Annotated in this window: 28 protein-coding genes and 1 pseudogene; all 29 read left to right on the forward strand. The window is 60.3% G+C overall.

The features are described from left to right. The first annotated feature begins 20 nt into the window (after window positions 1-20). The 29 genes and pseudogenes from ACVWZN_RS08210 (at window position 21) to ACVWZN_RS08350 (ending at window position 20,375) form a co-directional block, all read left to right on the forward strand. On the forward strand, window positions 21-515 hold the full coding sequence (locus ACVWZN_RS08210; RefSeq protein WP_456953376.1) for a hypothetical protein: 495 nt from the start codon (window positions 21-23) through the stop codon (window positions 513-515). A 560-nt stretch (window positions 516-1,075) separates the two neighbouring features. Further along, entirely contained in the window at window positions 1,076-1,333 is a 258-nt protein-coding gene (locus ACVWZN_RS08215) for a hypothetical protein (RefSeq protein ID WP_456953377.1), read from the forward strand. 526 nt (window positions 1,334-1,859) lie between these two features. Beyond that, window positions 1,860-2,297, forward strand: a complete 438-nt coding sequence (locus ACVWZN_RS08220) for a hypothetical protein (protein WP_456953378.1) — start codon at window positions 1,860-1,862, stop codon at window positions 2,295-2,297. A 390-nt stretch (window positions 2,298-2,687) separates the two neighbouring features. Then, a complete protein-coding gene (locus ACVWZN_RS08225) occupies window positions 2,688-3,131 on the forward strand; it encodes a hypothetical protein (protein WP_456953379.1) in 444 nt (147 codons plus the stop codon). Between the two features lie 419 nt (window positions 3,132-3,550). Continuing rightward, window positions 3,551-3,994 (forward strand): DUF2628 domain-containing protein, encoded by a 444-nt coding sequence (locus tag ACVWZN_RS08230; protein ID WP_456953380.1) that lies wholly within the window; start codon window positions 3,551-3,553, stop codon window positions 3,992-3,994. Window positions 3,995-4,068: 74 nt separating this feature from the next. Next, the gene (locus ACVWZN_RS08235; RefSeq protein WP_456953381.1) at window positions 4,069-4,797 is read left to right on the forward strand and encodes an alpha/beta fold hydrolase; all 729 of its coding nucleotides are present in this window, start codon (window positions 4,069-4,071) and stop codon (window positions 4,795-4,797) included. An 18-nt stretch (window positions 4,798-4,815) separates the two neighbouring features. Continuing rightward, window positions 4,816-5,172: a hypothetical protein gene (locus tag ACVWZN_RS08240; protein ID WP_456953382.1), complete on the forward strand. Its 357-nt coding sequence runs from the start codon at window positions 4,816-4,818 to the stop codon at window positions 5,170-5,172. A 63-nt stretch (window positions 5,173-5,235) separates the two neighbouring features. Next, window positions 5,236-5,604 (forward strand): Imm50 family immunity protein, encoded by a 369-nt coding sequence (locus ACVWZN_RS08245; protein ID WP_456953383.1) that lies wholly within the window; start codon window positions 5,236-5,238, stop codon window positions 5,602-5,604. A 452-nt stretch (window positions 5,605-6,056) separates the two neighbouring features. After that, window positions 6,057-6,566 carry a hypothetical protein gene (locus ACVWZN_RS08250; RefSeq protein ID WP_456953384.1) on the forward strand — a complete coding sequence of 170 codons (510 nt, stop codon included), beginning with the start codon at window positions 6,057-6,059 and terminating at the stop codon, window positions 6,564-6,566. Between the two features lie 168 nt (window positions 6,567-6,734). Further along, entirely contained in the window at window positions 6,735-7,085 is a 351-nt protein-coding gene (locus tag ACVWZN_RS08255; protein ID WP_456953385.1) for a hypothetical protein, read from the forward strand. A gap of 79 nt (window positions 7,086-7,164) precedes the next feature. Next, window positions 7,165-7,497, forward strand: a complete 333-nt coding sequence (locus tag ACVWZN_RS08260; RefSeq protein WP_456953386.1) for a hypothetical protein — start codon at window positions 7,165-7,167, stop codon at window positions 7,495-7,497. 60 nt (window positions 7,498-7,557) lie between these two features. Continuing rightward, complete coding sequence (locus ACVWZN_RS08265) at window positions 7,558-7,989, forward strand: hypothetical protein (protein ID WP_456953387.1); 432 nt, start codon at window positions 7,558-7,560, stop codon at window positions 7,987-7,989. Between the two features lie 19 nt (window positions 7,990-8,008). Next, on the forward strand, window positions 8,009-8,527 hold the full coding sequence (locus ACVWZN_RS08270) for a hypothetical protein (protein ID WP_456953388.1): 519 nt from the start codon (window positions 8,009-8,011) through the stop codon (window positions 8,525-8,527). Between the two features lie 1,356 nt (window positions 8,528-9,883). After that, window positions 9,884-10,429 (forward strand): hypothetical protein, encoded by a 546-nt coding sequence (locus ACVWZN_RS08275; protein ID WP_456953389.1) that lies wholly within the window; start codon window positions 9,884-9,886, stop codon window positions 10,427-10,429. 436 nt (window positions 10,430-10,865) lie between these two features. After that, the gene (locus ACVWZN_RS08280; protein WP_456953390.1) at window positions 10,866-11,399 is read left to right on the forward strand and encodes a hypothetical protein; all 534 of its coding nucleotides are present in this window, start codon (window positions 10,866-10,868) and stop codon (window positions 11,397-11,399) included. A 65-nt stretch (window positions 11,400-11,464) separates the two neighbouring features. Then, entirely contained in the window at window positions 11,465-11,728 is a 264-nt protein-coding gene (locus ACVWZN_RS08285) for a hypothetical protein (protein ID WP_456953391.1), read from the forward strand. Window positions 11,729-11,801: 73 nt separating this feature from the next. Then, window positions 11,802-12,161 (forward strand): hypothetical protein, encoded by a 360-nt coding sequence (locus ACVWZN_RS08290; protein WP_456953392.1) that lies wholly within the window; start codon window positions 11,802-11,804, stop codon window positions 12,159-12,161. A 1,175-nt stretch (window positions 12,162-13,336) separates the two neighbouring features. Next, on the forward strand, window positions 13,337-13,960 hold the full coding sequence (locus ACVWZN_RS08295) for a hypothetical protein (RefSeq protein ID WP_456953393.1): 624 nt from the start codon (window positions 13,337-13,339) through the stop codon (window positions 13,958-13,960). A gap of 29 nt (window positions 13,961-13,989) precedes the next feature. After that, window positions 13,990-14,469, forward strand: a complete 480-nt coding sequence (locus ACVWZN_RS08300; RefSeq protein ID WP_456953394.1) for a DUF6882 domain-containing protein — start codon at window positions 13,990-13,992, stop codon at window positions 14,467-14,469. A gap of 57 nt (window positions 14,470-14,526) precedes the next feature. Continuing rightward, entirely contained in the window at window positions 14,527-14,871 is a 345-nt protein-coding gene (locus ACVWZN_RS08305; RefSeq protein ID WP_456953395.1) for a hypothetical protein, read from the forward strand. A 437-nt stretch (window positions 14,872-15,308) separates the two neighbouring features. Next, window positions 15,309-15,695, forward strand: a pseudogene (locus tag ACVWZN_RS08310) (SMI1/KNR4 family protein); the annotation flags it as partial. Window positions 15,696-15,752: 57 nt separating this feature from the next. Next, a complete protein-coding gene (locus ACVWZN_RS08315; protein WP_456953396.1) occupies window positions 15,753-16,016 on the forward strand; it encodes a hypothetical protein in 264 nt (87 codons plus the stop codon). Between the two features lie 111 nt (window positions 16,017-16,127). Then, window positions 16,128-16,598 (forward strand): DUF695 domain-containing protein, encoded by a 471-nt coding sequence (locus ACVWZN_RS08320; RefSeq protein ID WP_456953397.1) that lies wholly within the window; start codon window positions 16,128-16,130, stop codon window positions 16,596-16,598. A 57-nt stretch (window positions 16,599-16,655) separates the two neighbouring features. Then, window positions 16,656-17,012: a hypothetical protein gene (locus ACVWZN_RS08325; RefSeq protein WP_456953398.1), complete on the forward strand. Its 357-nt coding sequence runs from the start codon at window positions 16,656-16,658 to the stop codon at window positions 17,010-17,012. Between the two features lie 69 nt (window positions 17,013-17,081). Next, window positions 17,082-17,543, forward strand: coding sequence for a hypothetical protein (locus ACVWZN_RS08330; protein ID WP_456953399.1), 462 nt, complete (start codon window positions 17,082-17,084; stop codon window positions 17,541-17,543). A gap of 607 nt (window positions 17,544-18,150) precedes the next feature. Beyond that, the gene (locus ACVWZN_RS08335; protein ID WP_456953400.1) at window positions 18,151-18,759 is read left to right on the forward strand and encodes a hypothetical protein; all 609 of its coding nucleotides are present in this window, start codon (window positions 18,151-18,153) and stop codon (window positions 18,757-18,759) included. 100 nt (window positions 18,760-18,859) lie between these two features. Continuing rightward, window positions 18,860-19,087, forward strand: coding sequence for a hypothetical protein (locus ACVWZN_RS08340; protein WP_456953401.1), 228 nt, complete (start codon window positions 18,860-18,862; stop codon window positions 19,085-19,087). Window positions 19,088-19,177: 90 nt separating this feature from the next. Continuing rightward, complete coding sequence (locus ACVWZN_RS08345; protein WP_456953402.1) at window positions 19,178-19,465, forward strand: hypothetical protein; 288 nt, start codon at window positions 19,178-19,180, stop codon at window positions 19,463-19,465. 433 nt (window positions 19,466-19,898) lie between these two features. Then, window positions 19,899-20,375, forward strand: coding sequence for a hypothetical protein (locus tag ACVWZN_RS08350; protein WP_456953403.1), 477 nt, complete (start codon window positions 19,899-19,901; stop codon window positions 20,373-20,375). The last annotated feature ends 163 nt before the right edge of the window (window positions 20,376-20,538 follow it).

Genomic DNA, 20,538 nt, shown 5'->3' on the forward strand with positions numbered 1-20,538 from the left:
TGTTAGGCGGCCAGGAAACTATGTCAGACCTCGAAATTCAGAAAGCAGTAGAGAACTACTTCCGTGCCCGAGCGGAATTGATTGCGCTCGGCCGAAAGCACCCTGATCGATTCGCAGGGAATGACAACATCGTGGGCCGCTTCGGCGAGTTCATCGCGTTGCGATTCCTGGAACACTTGGGGCAAACCCCGACCAAAGTTGTCGGCTTGTCGAATGCCGGATTCGATCTCATCGAAGGAGAACTGCGGACTCAAGTCAAGGTGATCTCCGCAGAGAACCAACTCGGCCGGTCCGTGCGCCTCAAGGAGCCTTGGGACCAACTCATGCTCATCCAGCTCTGTCCTGACTACCGGCCATTTCGGCTGGGCCTGATCTCCAAAGAGCAGTTCCTCCTGGCACGCAAAGCCGGTCAAATATCTAGCCCCAACCCGTTTGTCACCCTTGGCATGCTCGGGCCGAAGGGCCTCATCTCAAGGTACGGCAATGTATATGAGCAGCATGAGCTGGCCGCCTAACAATTCGTCCAAGCCGACGCCGCTTCGCGGCGCGGCTTAACTCAGGTGTTAGGGCTCACATGAGGCGTCTCGCAAGTCTTGTCGCATACGCCGCAGTCTTCGCCGCAATAGGGCCCATATGTGGTGCGGCCATCTTCCTTGCGTACATGTCGCTGAGCTCTCCCGGGTCCACTTCGCTGTCTGACCTCTGGTCCCCCGGCATGAGCCTGGTCTATGTGTTCCTCATATTCGGCGCGTACCTTCTGGGCTCTATTCCCGCCGCCATTACGGGCCTCGCGTTTGGGTTTGTCGCTGCGGGAAAGAACATGCGCGCGCTCCAGCGGGCACTACTGGGCGCCGCCTTAGGCGCAACTGCTTGCATCCTATTCCAGCTGGTATTGCGTGCAGTTCAGAACTACGGAGGCACGCTGGACTGGGTACAGCCAACGACCGGCGCCGTGAGTGGCGCCTTGTGTGGGTTGGCCTGCGGTCCTTGGGTGAGCCCTAACAATTCGTCCAAGCCGACGCCGCTTCGCGGCGCGGCTTAACTCAGGTGTTAGGCAGCACAGGGGACCTTTCGCATGACGAACATCATCAAGAGCCTAATTGCCGCCATGGTCGGCTTGATGGTCTCAGCGTATGGCGTCACGCTTCTGCCCGGAGCAGACTTCTCACTCGAAACGTTGGAGTGGGGCCGTCGATCGCGAAGTGACTACACGATGCTCTTGATGGTATTCGGGTTCGCTGCGCTCATGTTCTTCTATGCCTGGCGGTGCTGGCTGCACCGAAGGCCCGCTGATCCGAAGATCTTGGCGATGCTGGACGAGCTGGATGAGTAAGCAAACATGATCGTGTTGCTGCCTAACAATTCGTCCAAGCCGACGCCGCTTCGCGGCGCGGCTTAACTCAGGTGTTAGGCCGTAAATGTCAGATACCCAGCGCCCGAAAGAAGTGACCGCATCTGTGCTGATCAGCGCAGCTTCCTGCCTTGCCGGCTTCGCCAATCTGCTTGTGCAACGTGCCACCTCCGCCCCTGTCGGCGCATTTGTGGTCTGGGGCCTGTGTGGTTGGCTAGTCGCGTGGTACCTGTTATCAATTTGGCGCGGGCGGCGCTGGGCTTGGCGGCTGCAGGTGTTCTTCGGGTTGTTCGGTCTTCTTTCGCTCCCGTGGTATCTAACCCATCTTCCGCCTCTAACTACCCTTACCTTTGCTATCGCACAAACCGTTGCATGTTCCGTCGCAACTGCGCTTCTCGTGCTTCCGAGTGCAAGAACGTGGTTCCGGCCTAACAATTCGTCCAAGCCGACGCCGCTTCGCGGCGCGGCTTAACTCAGGTGTTAGGTTTCTGTAGATAGGAGATCGCAGATGAAGCGTCAGCTGCTCGGAGCCCTCGCGGCCGTTGTGGTGTATGCCGCTGTACAGATGGCACTACGGCCACTCGGGCAAATGCCGTGGCTCGGCCTTGAACCACGCTTCTACCCTTGGGCTATCGCCGGCTATTCCGCCACGCCTTACTTCGTCGCCATGCTGGTGGGCGGCTGGCTCGCGCGGCGGCGTTTCTTGCCTTGGGCAATGATGCTTTGGCTGCTGCCCAGCTTGTTCGTGCTGGTCTGGAGCTACCGCATACAGTCGGTCGCGCTGCCCATCAGTGCGGGGACATTTCTGTCCATTCAACTGCCGGTTCTTGCATTCACCTTCGCGGCCACGCTCGTCGGTGCGTGGCTCGGCGGCGGGCTCTCGCGAGTTAGTCGCCAGAAACCTAACACTTCGTCCAAGCCGACGCCGCTTCGCGGCGCGGCTTAACTCAGGTGTTAGGCCGCTAGCGGAGCTCGGCCGCAAGCGGAAGTCACGAGCTTCCCCGTACGTAACGGCTTCGCAGGAATCGAAACCATGTATCGCACAGCATTGACGGTGCTGTTTCTTCTCGCAGTGATAGTCGGGGCTTCGTCGCTCGGGGTGGCCTTTGCGCTCGATCCACTAGTGCAATGGGCTACGACGCATTGCCAAGCCGGCTGTTCAACTCTTTGCCATGCGGCCGGCATTGCAGTCACGTGGTGGTGGCTCACGCTGATCGTGGCCAGTCTAGTCGGTGCAGTTGCAGTTACCGGTCGCGGCTTCAGTAGAGTCGCGGCCTAACAATTCGTCCAAGCCGACGCCGCTTCGCGGCGCGGCTTAACTCAAGTGTTAGGCGCAATGCGACCCTTGTCCTCGTCCCAAACCGTCGCCCACAAGTTCGTCTTTCCGGCGCTCTGGATTGTTATATTTGGATCCGGCACGCTGACGCTCCTAGTCAAGCGGTCCCCTGAAGCACCCATCTTTTTGTCGCTTTTTACAATTGGCTCAGCGGTGATCTACACGCTCGCCATTGGGCTCAAAAGGGTTTCTCTTCGCGGCGACTCGCTGGTAATTTCGAACTTCCGGCGCGAGATTATCGTTCCCATCTCCGATCTCGAACGTGTGAGCGGAAGCGTTTTCATCAATCCGGAGCTTGTTTGGCTGCACTTCAAGCACGACACTGGGTTCGGGAAAAAGATCATCTTCGCGCCGCGTCACCGGTGGTTCCGAGGGTTTAGTCGTCACCCTGTTGTAGAGGAGCTAAATCGATTGCGTCGGCGCGGCATCCAGGTTGGCGCCTAACAATTCGTCCAAGCCGACGCCGCTTCGCGGCGCGGCTTAACTCAGGTGTTAGCGCCCACGCCGGGATGCTCTTCGGTCGTCGGGCTAATCGCTCCTCGCGCTTCATCGCTCACGGCTGCATCGGCCTGCAGGTTCATGGCTGCAAGCTCGCGCCGCTCAAACTGTCTAAGCTCGTCTCGCGTACGAGTGGCGGCGCCAACTTGCCGGCCACATCGATGCTCGCGTCGTCACCATCCTGGCCTTTCGGGGCGCCTACGGCGCCCTGCTCCGCCTATCTCGCGTCCCGGCCTTTCATGCGAGACTTTCGCGACGTGGAGCAGCGGTCCAATATCCCGGCGCGTGGGCACTAACAATTCGTCCAAGCCGACGCCGCTTCGCGGCGCGGCTTAACTCAGGTGTTAGGCCTCAATGGAAAGAACATGACTGACCCGTATAACTCGCACTCGCCCTACTCGCCCCCACGCACCAATCTGGTGGTCACGCCACCACCTCTTCCGCCAAAGGCGAGTGCGATCGACGCCCTCGATGTCTCCCCGAAGTGGAAGGCTAGGTTCCGCGCAATCGAGAAGGCGGGCGGTGCCCGTCTAACGAAGCTTCGCGACCTAGACAAGGCCGAGCGCAATTTGGTGAATCGCAACTGGCCCGCATTCTTCTTCTGGCCGGTCTACTTCCCCGCTAAAGGACTTTGGCGGCAAGCGATCTCTTATTTCTTGATCGCTATGGCACTAGTGTTTCTTTTCGAGCTCGTCGGTTTGGGTAGGTACTCGCGTGTGGTGGGTTACGGCATGGGTGCCGTCGCCGCCTTCCGGGCCAATCTCGGCTACTACAAGCGAGTGGTCCTCGGCCAAGCTTCCTGGCTTTGAGGCCTAACAATTCGTCCAAGCCGACGCCGCTTCGCGGCGCGGCTTAACTCAGGTGTTAGGGCCCAAGAGGCGACATGACAGCAGTCGTGGTTCTTCCCGGCCTGGATGGCACCGGCGCACTGCTTGAAGGGTTCTGCTCTGCGCTAGAAGCCCTTGGCGTTCCTGCTTCAGCGGTCACGTATCCGCGGGATCGTCCGTTGGGTTACAGCGAGCTGGATCCCTTTGCCCGCGCGCAGTTTCCGTCGGCGCCGTTCATCCTGCTCGGCGAGTCTTTCTCTGGTCCCTTGGCAATTCGCATCGCCGCGGATCCTCCGCCCGGCCTTGTCGGCCTGGTGCTTTCCACCACCTTCGCGCGGGCGCCAGTCGGCGGTCTTTCTGCTCTTGCGCCGCTCGTTCGATTCGCACCGGCCACGCCACCGATGTCGCTGTTGTCCTGGTCGCTGCTCGGCCAATGGGCCACACCGCAACTACAGGCGCAGCTCGGCGCTGCTCTGCGCTCCGTTAGTCCGGTCGCACTTCGGGCGCGGGCGGAGGCGGCGCTCCGCATCGATGTCTCGAACCTGCTCCGCGCCGTCGCTGTTCCCGTACTGCAGCTTCGGGCTACCCGCGATCGGCTGCTGGCCCGATCGGCGTCTGCACAACTGTCTGCGGGCCTGCCGCACTGCCAAACGGTCAGGCTGCCGGGGCCGCATTTACTGCTTCAAACTGCAACGCAGCCCGCCGCTCAGGCCGTTGCTGCGTTTGCGCTAGGCTTGGGCCCTAACAACTCGTCCAAGCCGACGCCGCTTCGCGGCGCGGCTTAACTCAGGTGTTAGCAGTCAATGGCAGATTCGCTGTCCGTGAACGAAGTACTCGACCAGCTCGGCGGCTTGGACGGCAGTCCTGTCTGCGTGCGCGGCATCCTGCGTTTCGAGTTCGAGCATGTCGCGCTCTGGCACTACCCCGCGTCGGAGCACCGAGATGCCGATCCGTTCGGCCAAGCTAGCTCCAGCATCTGGCTCAGCGCAGGCTTCGGCAGCGTCAAGCTCAACGAACGGGGCCTCGGGCGGCTCAACGGGCACCCGGTTATGGTTCTAGGCACCATCCACGCCCCTGACCCGCGGTTTGGCGGCTGCGGCCACCTTTCCGGCTCGCCGGCAGAAATACTTGTCGCCTCGATCGATCGGGTTGACTGCTAACAATTCGTCCAAGCCGACGCCGCTTCGCGGCGCGGCTTAACTCAGGTGTTAGGCCCCACACGAATGATCAAGCAGTCCGAACTCGTAGAAAGCATCTTCGGCTACTGGCCGACCTTTGACGACGCAAAGATCGTGAACTTTGGGTGGGACACGTCGGGAGTAATCGAGATGTCGATCTACTACATCGACGCAACGCAGAACAAGGATGCCCTTATCGCCCTACGGTTCACGGGCGCCACTGAAATCGAGCTCGCCCATTTCATGTCAGAGAACGTCATTGATTGCCTGAGGATTTCACCCGGCGAACCGGTGCTTGTGGATCTACAGGGGTGTGTGGGCCTAGACGGCACTTTCAAGTGCTCGGGCGTTGAGGTTCTGCACGTGGGGCCTAACAATTCGTCCAAGCCGACGCCGCTTCGCGGCGCGGCTTAACTCAGGTGTTAGGCGGCATGCCAACCACTTCCGCAGACGTTGAAGCACTTGTCGCACGCGAGCTCGAAAGGATCGCTCAGCCGGACCTCGTCACTCGCATCAGAGAGCTTCTTGTCCCTGTCCACTGTGAACGTGTCGGCTGGGACTACGGCGATCCGGAGCAAACCTATCCTTGCTGGGTCGTTGCCTATGATCCGGAGACAAGTCTCGCGTTTCCCTACTCGGAACATGGATTCGGTCCCGAATATCCTTGGGGCATGTTCTGGAGAGGGCCGCGTCAGTCAATGGGCACGGACGACTGTTGGTACCTCTCGCTCGAGGATGTTTTCCGCGAATCGCTTGCTTGGTGCGGCTCTAATCCGCCAAACCGTGAGGTGGAATAATGCCGCCTAACAATTCGTCCAAGCCGACGCCGCTTTGCGGCGCGGCTTAACTCAGGTGTTAGGCCACTTATGAAACGTCTTTGGCTCGGGCTGGTTCTTTTCGCCGCTCTTCCGGCATCTGCGGCGTGGCTGAAGATGGACAGGTCTGAGGGCGGGTTCCTGTTCCGAGGCGCTGAAGAGGGCGAGCCGTTTTCGTTCAATGTTCCGGGCACTTCAGTTCGAACAGCGAAGGACGGAGATCGGGCGTTTGCGGAGATCGACGGTGCCCTCATGCAAATCATGCTCCTCCCCATTCCCTCGGGCGCGGGTGTTGATCCCGTCCAATCCTTCAAGGCGTCTGAGCAGCTCTACCTCGAACGGGCAGGCGCAGTCGTCGTCGCTTCCGAGGTTTGCCGCGCCTCAGCTGTACCGCACAGCGAATGGGGATCAAAGCTGGACGGTCATGTCACCTACTATCTCGTTACGAAAGCTGGTGAACGCCTGTTAGTCATCACGATCGTCGCTGCCGATCCTAAGGTGCCGGAGTCCGCTGCACCCGGTGTGCTCGCGGGCGTCTGTTCGTCGCTTAAAGTGGCCTAACAATTCGTCCAAGCCGACGCCGCGTCGCGGCGCGGCTTAACTCAGGTGTTAGGCCTCATACCAACTTCAAAGGGAAGCGTGATGAAGCAATGTGTTGCAGTACTCGCATTCGCGGTGGCTGGAGCAGTTCCAGCCGCCGATCACCCGGCGCTCATCTGGAGCCCGGACGTGCGTGCCGAAGATGCGGGAACGATCCGCGCGGCGTTGAAGGACGAGAAGCAAGAACAGAAGGCGAACGGAGCAATTCGAGCTTTTGTGAACCCCGCCGGTCAAGGATCCGTTGCAACCCTAGTCCGAATTTGGGCCGATCAACCGCCGCGCAGCGAAAACCTCAACGATTTCGGATCGGTCATCGTGCCGGCGGGTAGCTACCACGTTGCGGCCAAGTGCTACTTGTTTCCCTTCACTATGACCCGCGAAACGGTTGTGCTTGTCGAGCCCGGGGTTCAGTACAGGGCCGAGTGCGTGGGGCAAACCGCCCACAACACGGAGTTGGTCATCTACCGACTTCCCGGGTGAGGCCTAACAATTCGTCCAAGCCGACGCCGCTTCGCGGCGCGGCTTAACTCAGGTGTTAGGCCGCTAGGGAAGCATCACTATGATGTTCGTGGTTGGACAAGGCGAGCGCGTCCAGACAATCGGCCCGCCCGAGTTGACCCATTGCGCCAAGTGCGAACAAGAGCGCGAGTTCATTCCGCAGCTCAAATATTCGTACGGCCAACTCGATCTACTCTTTGGCTTTGTGTACGGTCGTCAGTACAGGTTGCTTTGTCCTCATTGCGGCCACGGCTGGCTACTCAACCGTGGCCCAGCCGAAGCGCTCTATGGGAAGCCTGCCATCCCATTCCGTCTTCCGTACGGGCTGGTCGTTCTGGCAACACTCCTGGCGCTCATCGGAACGGCTGCGTACGTCCATCAGCACGCGGCCTAACAATTCGTCCAAGCCGACGCCGCTTCGCGGCGCGGCTTAACTCAGGTGATAGGCCCCAAGATGAAACCTCACAAGCTCTTGTTGGTCCTATCGCTCGCCGCCGGCTTCGCGAGCGCCGGTGAACCGAAGGCCATGACCGCGGCAGCTCTCGCGAGCAATATTGATTCGCACCTGGGGCGCCAGGTGCGCGTATCGGGCTGCGTTGCCTCACATATGCACGGCATGCAGATATATCCGTGCGACTCGTCCGACTGGCGCAACCTTGTCCCACTCACCGGCACGAACGAGCAAGTTTGGAAAGCCATGGGGCGCATTGGTCTCCCACCCATGGGCTCCGCATGGATGGAGATTCAAGGCACTGTGGTCAACAAGCCGATTGATTGGCCCAAACCCGGAAACCGGCTCATGCTGCGCGTCGAGAAAGTACTCAAGGTCCGTCGCTTGGGGCCTAACAATTCGTCCAAGCCGACGCCGCTTCGCGGCGCGGCTTAACTCAGGTGTTAGGGCTCACATGGACGATTTCGAACGCCGGAAGAAAGAGCTGCTGACCCCGATCTTCTTCGAGGCCGGCGCGGGGCTGCACGACTGTCAGTCCTTCGAATACGGGGTCGCGTACCTGCTCTACTTGCTGTCTCGCCTCGGGGCGAGCGACCTATCTGTCGATCGGACGTCTGCCATCCTAGATGACGAAGAAAAGAAGACCGCCGGGCAGCTGGTTGCGCTGCTTAAGAAGCATATGGCGGTTAACGAGGATCTTGCGGAGATACTTCACGCCGCGCTATCGGCTCGCAACTACCTAGTCCATCGCTACCTCGTAGAGAACATCGAGCGGATTTTGGAGCCCGAAGGGCTTGAGAAAATGCCACGGGAAATTCGCGCCCTTCGGGGTCAGGTTCGGCGTGCACAGGCGGAGTTCGACCCGCTCATCAGGTCGCTCGCACTGCTCGCAGATGGCTTTTCCATCGATGAATGGGCAGAGCAGGCGAAGGCGCGCATCATGGGTCCAGGGGCTACTTTGGGTGAGCCCTAACAATTCGTCCAAGCCGACGCCGCTTCGCGGCGCGGCTTAACTCAGGTGTTAGGCCCCTAATGGCAGAAATCTCGCACGCCGACTACGTCCGGTCCGTACGTGCTCGCACGGTGGATCTGTGCAACCGCGTCCTCGGTGGCGAGGCGTGTGCCCTCGAGTCCTCGCTCGAGTTGGTCGCTTTGCTTTGGGAAGCAGAACTATCCGACTCTGATCCCGCATTCGAGTCATTGCGTGGAGTTTCGTACCAAATAGATCATTTGCCTGTAGGTTCGGTACAGGAACTCTGGGCACCAGAGGCTCTCGCAGGGCTTCAGCCGGAGATAGAATCGGCTCGCCGTTGGGCAACGCCGATTGTCGCTGAAGCATGCGAAATGCTTGTGCAGCGGTTCGGGGCCTAACAATTCGTCCAAGCCGACGCCGCTTCGCGGCGCGGCTTAACTCAGGTGTTAGGCCCCGTGATGAGACATGTCGCCATCTGCGGGTTCGCACTTCTCGCTGCGGGGTGCGCGTCCGGCGCGGGAACAAGGCGTGGCCCCGATACCGTCGCGCTTGCCCAGAGGCTCGCCGGGCCCGGGGCCAAGGATTGCGGCGTTTCGAATACTGCGAACCCGGATACGGGTCTAGCCTGCGCAAATGGCGCCTCCGCTTACTGGTTCGCCATTGATTACGGCCCCGTCGGTTGGTGGGCGGTTGCAACGTCGTCGTCCGGCGAGCGGTTCCTGATCCACCCGGCAGAGCATTACCAACCGCTTAGCCGTCCGGTCGCAGAACCTTGTGCCCACCTCGAGGTCCGCGAGATCTATGATCGTCAGCCATTGGTCTGCGCGGCTCAGTAGCCCGGGGCCTAACAATTCGTCCAAGCCGACACCGCTTCGTTCCGGCAAACATAGGACAGGAAAGCTTGCCTATGTTTACCTCCACTACGCGGCGCGGCTTAACTCAGGTGTTAGGCGTCACTGGTTGCCTGACCAAGCGCATGTGCGTTCTACTGATGTGCCCACTGCACCATGGAGGATATATGCAGCCGCTAGCCTTCACGTTCGCCGTTCTTTCGATTGCCGCGCTGTCCGCCTGCGCATCCCATTCGCCTTCACAGCAGGCGCAAATTGAGCCCCAACGTGCCCATGCAAATCGGCTGATCGCTGAGGCCGAGACCACGCGGATGCTCCAGCAGCAGGATGCCGCTCGCACGTACGAGCAAGAACGGGCCATGGAGCGCCGTACTTCTCAGCCAGCCCCGGCGGCGCCCTCGTCACCGGTTCCATGAGCGTCGGTGCGCCGCAGCGTTTACGCCTAACAATTCGTCCAAGCCGACGCCGCTTCGCGGCGCGGCTTAACTCAGGTGTTAGCCGTCAGATGAAGCTACGTCGCGTCCTGCCGCTGTTTCTCTGCGCGCTCTCCGCTGCGGCGGGAGAGCGCCCTGGGGATGTGTTCACGCGATACGCAGGCTTCGAACTGGAGCACGCAACATTGTCCGAGGTGCAGGCCCATCTCGGAGCGAGCCCGCTTCGAGAGCAAGGCGATGCTGGCGAATACGAGGCATGGATCTGCTACGCGGGCAAGAGCGCGGAGGTGCACTTCAACTCGGCCGAAATGGGTGGGGGCACGGAACTTCTGGGTGTGACGCTGCTCGAGCCGCACCGCGCGTCGCCATCGTGCCCTGCGCCCCGAGAGCCCTTGCCGGCTGCTGTAGGCCCTATCAAGCTAGGCCAATCCACGAAGCAGTTCATAGTTGCCGCTGGCCGCCCAGTGACTTGGTCCGGCTCCACGGCCACCGCAACCTTCGAATACTCCTTGCCCCACCAGACCAACGAAACGCTCGATGTCTCTGTCACCGTGCTTGGCACGTTTCGCAACGGTCGGCTGGTCAAGATCCAAACGTGGAAAATCGAAACGCTCTGATGGCTAACAATTCGTCCAAGCCGACGCCGCTTCGCGACGCGGCTTAACTCAGGTGTTCGCCTGCAGCTTTTCGTTCTGGTGGTTGGCTGAGTTGCACGCTACTCCGCCGTTTTCGCCTCGGCCGGTTTCGCAGCAGCTTCTGCACCATCACGCTGCGCCCCATTTGTCCCGCGGCAGCTCCGCACCTGAAGTTGCACGCAGCATCCCGCGGCGCGCCGTGTTGTCCACCTTCGGCTCTTGCTTCGGCCACTTCCCGCGCGGCGCTTCCGCATGGTCCGGCGGCGATATTGCGCGTGCGGCGTACGGCGGCACTCGGAGGCGCCCTGCCCGGCTCACCTGCCTTCGGCCACGTGGTGCTTTGCGGTAGTCTCGCGTCGAACTAGTCGTTCGACCCGACGCCGCTTCGCGGCGCGGGTCAACTCCGGTGTTAGGTGTCATGTCCAGCACTTCAGCTACTTGGCAGCACATCCTGGCGGCTGAAGCATTTGACGATTCGGCGTGGGAATTCAAGTCTCGGCAGCTGGCTTCCAGCTCTGAGGCGCTCTATCGCGTGGCGGTAGAGGCGACGGATGCTCCCACATTTGAGTCGGTGAGCGCGTTGCCGAGTGCGCAACTCTTACTCGCCTTGGCAATTGAGCTCATGGCAAAGGCGTACTTTCTGAAATCTGGGGGAACGCCCAAGGAAAACATCTACTCGCACGAAGTACGAGATCGGGTCTCGCACATGCTATCGGCAGAGCAGCTTGAACTTCTCGAGTTTTCACAGAACTTTGTCGTATGGGCGGGCCGCTATCCCACCCCCAAAATGAACAACCTCAAGCAGCTAGCGTCCGCCGATGTCCCCAGCCGTTTCGTCGACGGAATTGAGCACTTCGAATCGAAAGACTTCCCGAACCACGTTTCGCCAGACCGCTACTTGGAACTCGGCGGATTGTTCAACCACCTTAGGGCTTGCTGGGCAACGGCATGACACCTAACAATTCGTCCAAGCCGACGCCGCTTCGCGGCGCGGCTTAACTCAGGTGTTAGGTGGCCATGGCGCCTCGTCCGTATACCGCAACTCAAAGCATCGCTCTCGCCATCGTCAACGTTGGCGCGCCCTTGTTTGCGCTCTGGCTCGCTGTCACCCTGGGGTTTGGCTGGTTTCTTTTCATCGGCAGTATCGCCGTGGCATGCGTCAGTCTCTTCGCTGCGTACCAGACGTGGCGCTCGCCGTTCTGGATACGAATTAGCCTCCGCATTTTGTCTACGGTGTCAGTGTTCCTTCCGGTCATTCTCGTGGTCAGGCAGCTGCAGTGAACGGCTGGCCACCTAACAATTCGTCCAAGCCGACGCCGCTTCGCGGCGCGGCTTAACTCAGGTGTTAGCCCTCATGGCAGAGAAGACGCCACGTGCCAATGACGACCCCAAGTACTTGGACATGTCCAAGCTACTTTTCGACCTGTTGAAGCATGTCGCAACGTTAAGCTCCGGCTCTATCCTGATCGTCCTTACGGTTGCCGAAAAGGTTCTTCGCCCAGGGAAATACCCTTTCCAGCTGAAGGTCGCAATTTGGTGCTTCATCGTATGCATCATTTCGTCTCTCGGCGGCATGATCATCATGGCTTTCGGCGTCGGGCCGAAGCGTCTCGACACTAGGGACAAAAAATGGTTCGTCTGGATCTTCGTGCTAACGGCCTTCGCGTTCACGGCAGCTTTCGTGCTGCTTGCCGCTCTCGCTACAAGTCGCTGAGGGCTAACAATTCGTCCAAGCCGACGCCGCTTCGCGGCGCGGCTTAACTCAGGTGTTAGGCCTCAGACCAAGATCATGGCAGCCGCAGTAAAGCTTCGAAGCATTTTGGTCTTCGTGACAGCGCTTGGCTTCGCCGGCCTCGCTGCTCTGTATCTCGCACCAAACTTGTTGCCGCGGCCTATCGCGCCAGCCACGTGCGCACCGTTGCCCAGCAACATTGTCTTCCTGGGTCCCGCACAGACTATTGCCGAAGCTGAGCGTTCGTCCCGCGCGGAGATGGCGTCGGCGCTACCATCAGTGCCTCGGGTGCCGTTCGGCTATCTCAACCCGCAATGGGTCGAACTCAAACGCTCAGCCAAGCCAACTGACACGGTTCACGAGTACCGAACTGCGGTCTCCGGAGGCCATCTGATTCTGCGCGGTCGGTGCCTTGTTGGGCAGCTCCCGGGTTGGATACGCTGAGGCCTAACAATTCGTCCAAGCCGACGCCGCTTCGCGGCGCGGCTTAACTCAGGTGTTAGGCCGCTATGGAGACAATGCAGTCAATGAAGTCGGCGACCTATCCAGTTCCAAGCGTGTCCTGTATTGGCTGATCGTTGCGGGTTGCGGCTGGGTGGTGTGGCTCGTGGGCCACGGCGCATGGCTGCAGGCAACAGGCGCCGAAGGCTTGAACTCTGTCTACATCTTCGTGCTCCTGCCGTGGGGCACGCTTGTTCTCCTTCTTGGTCTCGCGACGCTCAAAGTCTTGTTGTTCGGCCGCAGTCGGCGGAATCGTCATCGCCACGCGGCGTAACAATTCGTCCAAGCCGACGCCGCTTCGCGGCGCGGCTTAACTCAGGTGTTAGCGCTCACACTGTTGAGCATCTGCACTTCTCGGTTGTGTCGTCGCATCCGAGTGCTCCGCTCGCACGTTGCATCCGGGGACACACCGGCTCCCGCCGGGCGCGAAGCACCCTGCTACTCGGTCCGTTGTCGCGCCGCCCGGCTTGGAGACACGTTGGCCTGCGTCGTATGCGCCTGGTCGCATCCGGCTGACGGCAACAGTTCCGGTCTGGCCCTTCGTGGCACACTTCGGCTTCGTGGAGAAACAAGCTGGTATCTCGGCGTGTGATCTCTAACAAGTCGTCCAACCCGACGCCGCTTCGCGGCGCGGGCCAACTCTGGTGTTAGCTGGTATGGCAACTGACTTTGTCGTCGTGATTTTCCAACTCCCGATTTTATTGGCCGTGCTGGTGCTCGCGGCGACTGCGTTTTTCGGCCGTAAGCGCGGAGTCGGGCCATCATCGTTTCTCGGCATCGGTCGGACACGCTTAGCGCTGGGCTATTTGGCTGCAGCTGGAGTAACGCTTGCGTACGCCGGCGTCGATTCTTGGCAGCTAGCTCAAGAAAAGGTGGCCTTGGGGCACGTCACTGCTTCTGAGGCGACAGCCCGCTGGGCAGGCTGGAGCCTCTACTTGTTTGTAGTCGCCACGCCGTTTGTCGTGGTGGGCCTTACAGTCTTCGGCCTCCCGGCGCTTGCCGCATTGCGTCGTATTGGGTTCGCTTCGCTAGCCGGTCTCGTCGCGTCAGCGCTCGCATTCTCGGCCGCCGTGGCGGGGTGGGCGCTTCTGGCGCCCTATAACGTCTGGTGCTCGTCACATGCATCCGCCTGCGCGCTAGAGTCCTTTGACGCCTCGCTCGCCCTCGGGGTTCCTGTGGCAGTGGCGTTCGCGCTCGGTGCACGCTTGCCTTGGCTTAGGAGCGCATCGCTACCAGCTAACAATTCGTCCAAGCCGACGCCGCTTCGCGGCGCGGCTTAACTCAGGTGTTAGGCGGCAAAGGACACAGCATGGATGACCGACAGTTCGAAGAGCACCTCGCCGCTGCATTGGCGGAGCTCGACACTAAAAACGAGTACCTGTCGTCTGAGCATGGCTTGGGCTCCTTCCATCGTTGGTGGTTTGAGCAGCAGACGCACAAGGTTCAGTTCTTTGATGAGTCGGACCGATTGACCGTCGAAACAGATGCCATCGTAGTAGGCAGCTTCGCCCCTGAATCTAGCTCTTGGCGCTGGGGCTGGGCCAATGAAACAGCTCTGCCTGAAACCCGGAGCCGGGCCAAAGGGTTAAAGGACCTGGCACAGGTTACAGGCTACGAGATCTTTGGGCGCGAGCACGCGTTCCACGTGGATGACGAGGGTATGGCCTGGGAGTTTCTAGCGTTGGCGGTAAAGCATCTCGGCGCGCTGGGTGGCTACCGTATTCCCTCGCCGAACCGCCCGCTATACACCTACCTTGCGCTAGTTGAGGTCAACCGTGTTGCCGCCTAACAATTCGTCCAAGCCGACGCCGCTTCGCGGCGCGGCTTAACTCAGGTGTTAGGCCCCATGGACAGCGCAGACGCGTTCCAAGAGTTCGTCGACGCGACCTGCAACATCCTTGCGGAGGATGGTTTCGCGTCGTACTTGCCGACGCTGTCCGTCGGCGGCGAGATATTGGTTGCTGAAGGCATCCCGACGTCAGTTCCACACACGGATGCGCTGCAAGACCTTAGTCGAGAGTACGGCCTTGATTCCGTCGGATCCTTTTTCGCTGTACTCGCGGCGCCGGACTTGGTGGTGGCTGGGCAGCGGCTTCCAGCGGGATGGCAGTTTGTCGAGATCCAAGCTCACCCGGCCGGCATGCTCGTACAGCCGTCACGGCGCCCTAGCTGGTTTAACCTTGGGGCCTAACAATTCGTCCAAGCCGACGCCGCTTCGCGGCGCGGCTTAACTCAGGTGTTAGGCGTGACAGCCAGCAAATCGCCAGTCGAAGCTCTCCAAGCGCAGCTTTCGGATGCATCGGACGTCTACATGGCGGCTGGAACGGATGCGGATAGCTACCTCGCGGCCCTCCGAAGCGACATTGAACTGCACGGTTGCGAGCCGTTCGCCTTGAACGCCACCGTGATGGAACCGGGCTTCAGTGGGCACGCGCTGGGTTCAACACTGTCTGGCGCTTGCGTCGCGCACAACGCCGGCTACTGGTTGCGCACGGCGTCTCCGGTAGCCCTCTCTATTGCTGGTCTGCGTAGGTCACGCCTAACAATTCGTCCAAGCCGACGCCGCTTCGCGGCGCGGCTTAACTCAGGTGTTAGAGCCCACATGAACTACCCGGCCCCGCAGCAGAAGAGATCGCGGCGGTTGAGGCAGCGCTAGCCCGCCCACTGCCTACGGCGCTGCTCGCGGCTTACGCATCCCGCGGAAACCGTGGGTTCGGGCCCGAATATGGCTTGCTTGGGCTGGATTCCGGCCACACGACCGACCAAGGCGATACGGCGCTTGCGCTTTATCAAACACTTTCCGCGCGTGACCCAGAAGACCCGCGTTGGTCTTGGCCACCTGAGCTGCTGCCCATCCTCCATGTTGGCTGCGCAATCTACTATTGCGTCAACGTCGCCGAGCCGCCTCACCCCATCGTGCAGTTCGACCCGAACCCGTTCGGCCCCGGAGATGATTGGGCCCAAGCGTTCTCGCTCGTGAGCCCGGCGCTGGAAAGTTGGCTGGGTGGGCTCTAACAATTCGTCCAAGCCGACGCCGCTTCGCGGCGCGGCTTAACTCAGGTGTTAGGCCTCTTGTCGAATTCCTTCGAAATCTTGTTCATCACCGAAGGCGAGGAGTGTTCGCCGGCCGCGGAGATTCAGTTCGCTGGGCAACGACTCTGTGTTGTGCGGCTGTCGGACGCCGGCCCGAAACTTCAGTTCGATCTGCAAGGTTATGTCGGGCGGCCGCCACCCGGCGACGTGCCGCTTGATGCGTTCATGGCTACTGTTCGGCTAGCAGCTGGCGATTTGGCCGATTGGTCAGATACGCTCGCAGTAGGGCCGGAAGAGGCCTAACAATTCGTCCAAGCCGACGTCGCTTCGTTCCGGTTCTGCAGTGGCAGGAAAAGCCTGCCACTGCAAAACTCTCCACTACGCGGCGCGGCTTAACTCAGGTGTTAGGCGTCTGTGGAAAGTACAACGGTCACCATCGAGGTTCCCGATCCGCACTACACGCTCTTCAACGCGACGCGCGAGGGGCTTCCTGAAGTTGTCTCTGTCAATGACGCTCTGCTGGCGTTCCGTCACATCGAGATTTTCCCGTGGCATCTCGAGGTGACAATTGAAGCTCATGAACTGGCGGACCAAGGCATGCCAACCCCGGAAGAAAGCCATCTCCTGTTCGAAATCGCCGACGAGATTGAGGCCGAGGTGGTCGGCTACAACGCTCTTTTTCTGGCCCGCAGCACTTGGAACGGCTTGCGTCAGTTACTTTTCCAAGTCCATGACCCGGAAGTTGCTCACCAAGCGTTGCAGGCACTGTTGAACTCCAGAAAACACGAGCGTCCCTGGGAATACCGCATGCATCACGACCCCAGCTGGACTGATGCTGGGTATGTATTCAAGCTGTTCCCGCTGGCCAGCAGGCCAGGCGCCTAACAATTCGTCCAAGCCGACGCCGCTTCGCGGCGCGGCTTAACTCAGGTGTTAGGCCCCTTGATCGGCAACGTCGCAACCGTAGACCTGGATTATCGCCGAGTGCGGGATGTCCCTTCGCTCATCCGCTGGGCGGAGGAGGCGTTCGCTCTCCCGCCCGACAGCCGTGGCGAGTCCAACATTTCGCGTTTCAGTGATGTGCTGTTCCACCACATTGGGCGCGGCACCACTGCATATACGGTTGTGGAGCACAATATTGGCTCCTGCACCACTGAGCTGAAGCAAGTGATCGCTTCGCCGGGACAGGGCTGGAAAACGTCCTTGGTCTCCGGCATCCCACACGACTACGGGCTGCACCTGACGTTCTCTGAGGTTGCGCCGCTGCCCGGGCCTAGGAAGTGGCGGCGTCCGTGGTAGCGGGGCCTAACAATTCGTCCAAGCCGACGCCGCTTCGCGGCGCGGCTTAACTCAGGTGTTAGGCCTCACATGGAGATCAAAGTGAATTGGCAGAAGAACTCTATTGCAGCACTGTGCATGCTCGTGGCGGCCGGCTGCAGCACAACGCCCCCGCAGACTTCCTCGTCCAACTGGATCGATCCCGGCCAAGCTGTGCTTCGCGCCGCAGATGCTCCGCTAACCGGCGTCACTGGTGTTTTCGCGCTGACGGTTCGAGGCACTGGGCGCACCGATAAGGTGCACTTGAACTCGCAAGATGACTATCGGGATCCAAGAAACCTGTCCATCGCCGTTCTGCCCCATGCGGCGGCGGACTTAGAGAAAACCTTTGGCGGTCCACTTGAGCAAACGCTGAAAGGCAAGCGCATTCTCGTCTCGGGTACGGCCAAGCGAACCCGAATCGATTTCACCGTGGACGGCCAGCCGAGCGGCAAGTACTACTACCAGACTCATGTAGTAGTCACGCACGCTTCTCAGATTCAGGTTCTGTAGGTGAGGCCTAACAATTCGTCCAAGCCGACGCCGCTTCGCGGCGCGGCTTAACTCAGGTGTTAGGGCGCTAGGGTTTCTTCCCCGCAATTGGCGCGCTCAGTTCAATATCAGCAGTGTGAAAGCGCGAAACTCCCGGAAAAGGTCAAGAATGTCTCGCGTTAAATGGTTACTCGTCGTCGCTTGTGCCGTGTGGAGCGTTTTCGTTCCGGTGGCGTCCGCCGTGTGGTGTTTAAACCGATTCTGGGAAGCTCGCGCCGGCCACGTCGCTGACGAGGCACTGTATTTCGTCGTGTGCCTCGCTGCGTGGCTCGTAATGACAATCGGTGGGTTGGTGCCGGTGGCGCTTTTGGGTGTTAGCGCCGGCTTAGTTGCGGCCTGGCAAGGTCTTCGCGCTAGAACCAACGCACGTAGCGCTAGCGATCCCGTTCAACCGCCCCTTTTGCCGCCCTTGCACAACACGCTATACACGAGGTGGCTAAAGTCTCGTGCAGAAAATGGTCGAGCCCAAAAGGGGTGAAGCGCTTGGTGCCCGCCGCCGTTCGCGCCCTAACAATTCGTCCAAGCCGACGCCGCTTCGCGGCGCGGCTTAACTCAGGTGTTAGCCCCCATGTCCGACATCGATGCTCTTGAAGCAACCATTACGGAAGTCGAGGGCCGTCTTGGCATTCGGAGTGGTTTCTTCGCAGATTTAGCGCGTGAGGATGACTGGTCTTTTGTCGTGAAGGCCCATGCCTTGCTTGAGTCGTCTTGCTCGGCCTTCCTCACCGACTACCTCGGCAGGCCAGAACTTGCGGACATTTTCGTGCGTCTTGAGCTCAGCTCCAAGGACACTGGCAAGGTCGCCTTCGCGAAAGCCTTCGGTCTAATGAACGACCGCGAGAGGCGGTTTATCTCGGCCCTGTCGCAGCTTCGAAATTTGCTGGTACACAACGTCAAAAACACAACCTTCTCCTTTGCAGAGCACGTCGGCACTCTAGACGCGAACCAGAGAAAGAGCTTTGTGGAGTCTCTCGGTTACGCCTACCTTTCCGAGGAGGATGGCAAGGAGTTCATTGCTTATCAGGAGCGTGTCCTGAGCAGGCCGAAGGAAACGATTCTGCTTGGGCTGAAGTATGTCATCGGCATCATGGGCATACAGGTTGATACTGCTGCTCTGCGCCGTGACGTGGAGCGGTACCAGGCTCAGATAGGTATGCTCAAGGCTTCTATGCCTTAGTCCCCGGCAAGGGGGCTAACAATTCGTCCAAGCCGACGCCGCTTCGCGGCGCGGCTTAACTCAGGTGTTAGGCCCGTTTGGACAAATCAAGGAGGACGTGGTGAACGAACAGCCGAGGTACTGGTTTCCTGCCAAGAAGTTCGGCGTTGGGTTCGGCTTGCCGGTTGCATGGCAGGGCTGGGTCGTCATTGGCTTGTACGTCGCGGCGCTCGCCATGGTGTACGTGCGCTTCCCACCCGACACCGACGCTGTGCCTTTTTACGCCGGGGTACTCGCCGCAACTTCTGCTTTGGTGCTGATCGTCTGGTTCAAGGGCGACCGCAAGTGATGGGCGCCAGCCAATGCGGCAACATGCCTAACGATTCGTCCAAGCCGACGCCGCTTCGCGGCGCGGCTTAACTCAGGTGTTAGGTGTGCGATGGGACCAGAAGTAGCCATTGCAGGTTTCTTGTCGCTGGCGGGCCTCGTGCTTTTTGCGGCGTTCGCGATCGTCGCGTTCACGCCTGGCGGCAAGCGAAGCTCCCGCTTGGCGTTCGTTGTCGCGGCAGTAGTCGGCCTGTTGCTCGCCGCGCGCCAGGATCTCAGTAGCAGCGTGCATCCTGGCCAGCACTTCGCATTCATCTTCTTCGGGTGCTTCGCGCTCGTCGGAACTCCAATCGTGCTGGCCGAAAGGCTGGTCCGGTTAGTCCGTCGGTCGCACACCTAACAATTCGTCCAAGCCGACGCCGCTTCGCGGCGCGGCTTAACTCAGGTGTTCGCCTGCAGCTTTTCGTTCTGGTGGTTGGGTGAGTTGCACGCTGCTCCGAGGTACTGGCCCCAGCCAGTTTCGCAGCAGCTTCTGCAGCATCACGCTGCGCCATCTTTGTCCGGCGGCAATTCCGCAGCTGGAGTTGCACGCAACATCTCGCGGCGCGCCGGGTTGTCCGCCTCCGGGCTTTGCTTCGGCCACTTTCCCGCAGGGCGCCATCATTTTGGCGCGCAGCGATATCGCTCGTGCGGTCCACGGCAACATTCCCCAGCGCCCTGCCCGCCTCATCTGCCTTCGGCCGCGCGGTGCTTTGCCGTAGTCTCGCGTCGAACTAGTCGTTCAACCCGACGCCGCTTCGCGGCGCGGGTCAACTCCGGTGTTAGGTGCGCGAATGATTGATCTCGAACACCGGCGGATGTACGGCTCCAACGGCCTCATCTATGACTTCGCCTTGTATGGCGACGCATCCGGGTACACGTCTTTTGCAGTAAGCGTGCGCGCAGCGATTGGCAGTGGCCGCCCGGAAACGCTTCCGACCTCTTCGGGCGTCTGGATCGAGATCACGAACGATCCGAACCAAGCGGATCTCTTCACCTCACTTCAGAACGAGGAAGACTTTTACCCAACGATGGCGGCGTGGGAGGATCGGAATATTCTCAGGGTACGCGGCAGCACGGACGTCCTAGAGAGCTTGTGCGCGTTCTTGCTCGACCTACCGCGGCGTGGCGCCGGTTACAGCTGCCTTTCCGAGTACTCCGATACGCTTAGCTACGCTGCAGATTCGCCAAAGTGGAGGCTGCATGTTCGAGTCGCATTTCACTGCGTGCCGCGAGCAGCGTGCGTTTGGAGTTCACGGGCGCGCACCTAACAATTCGTCCAAGCCGACGCCGCTTCGCGGCGCGGCTTAACTCAGGTGTTAGGCCTCAGCATGCGAGACCAAGGCAACCCGTACGCGCATCCCACCGCACGCATTGGACCAACTTCGCGCGCACGAGTTTGGCCTTCGAACTTTGCCGCGGCGGGATGCACCG

The organism is Lysobacter sp. HA35 (genome assembly GCF_054061195.1).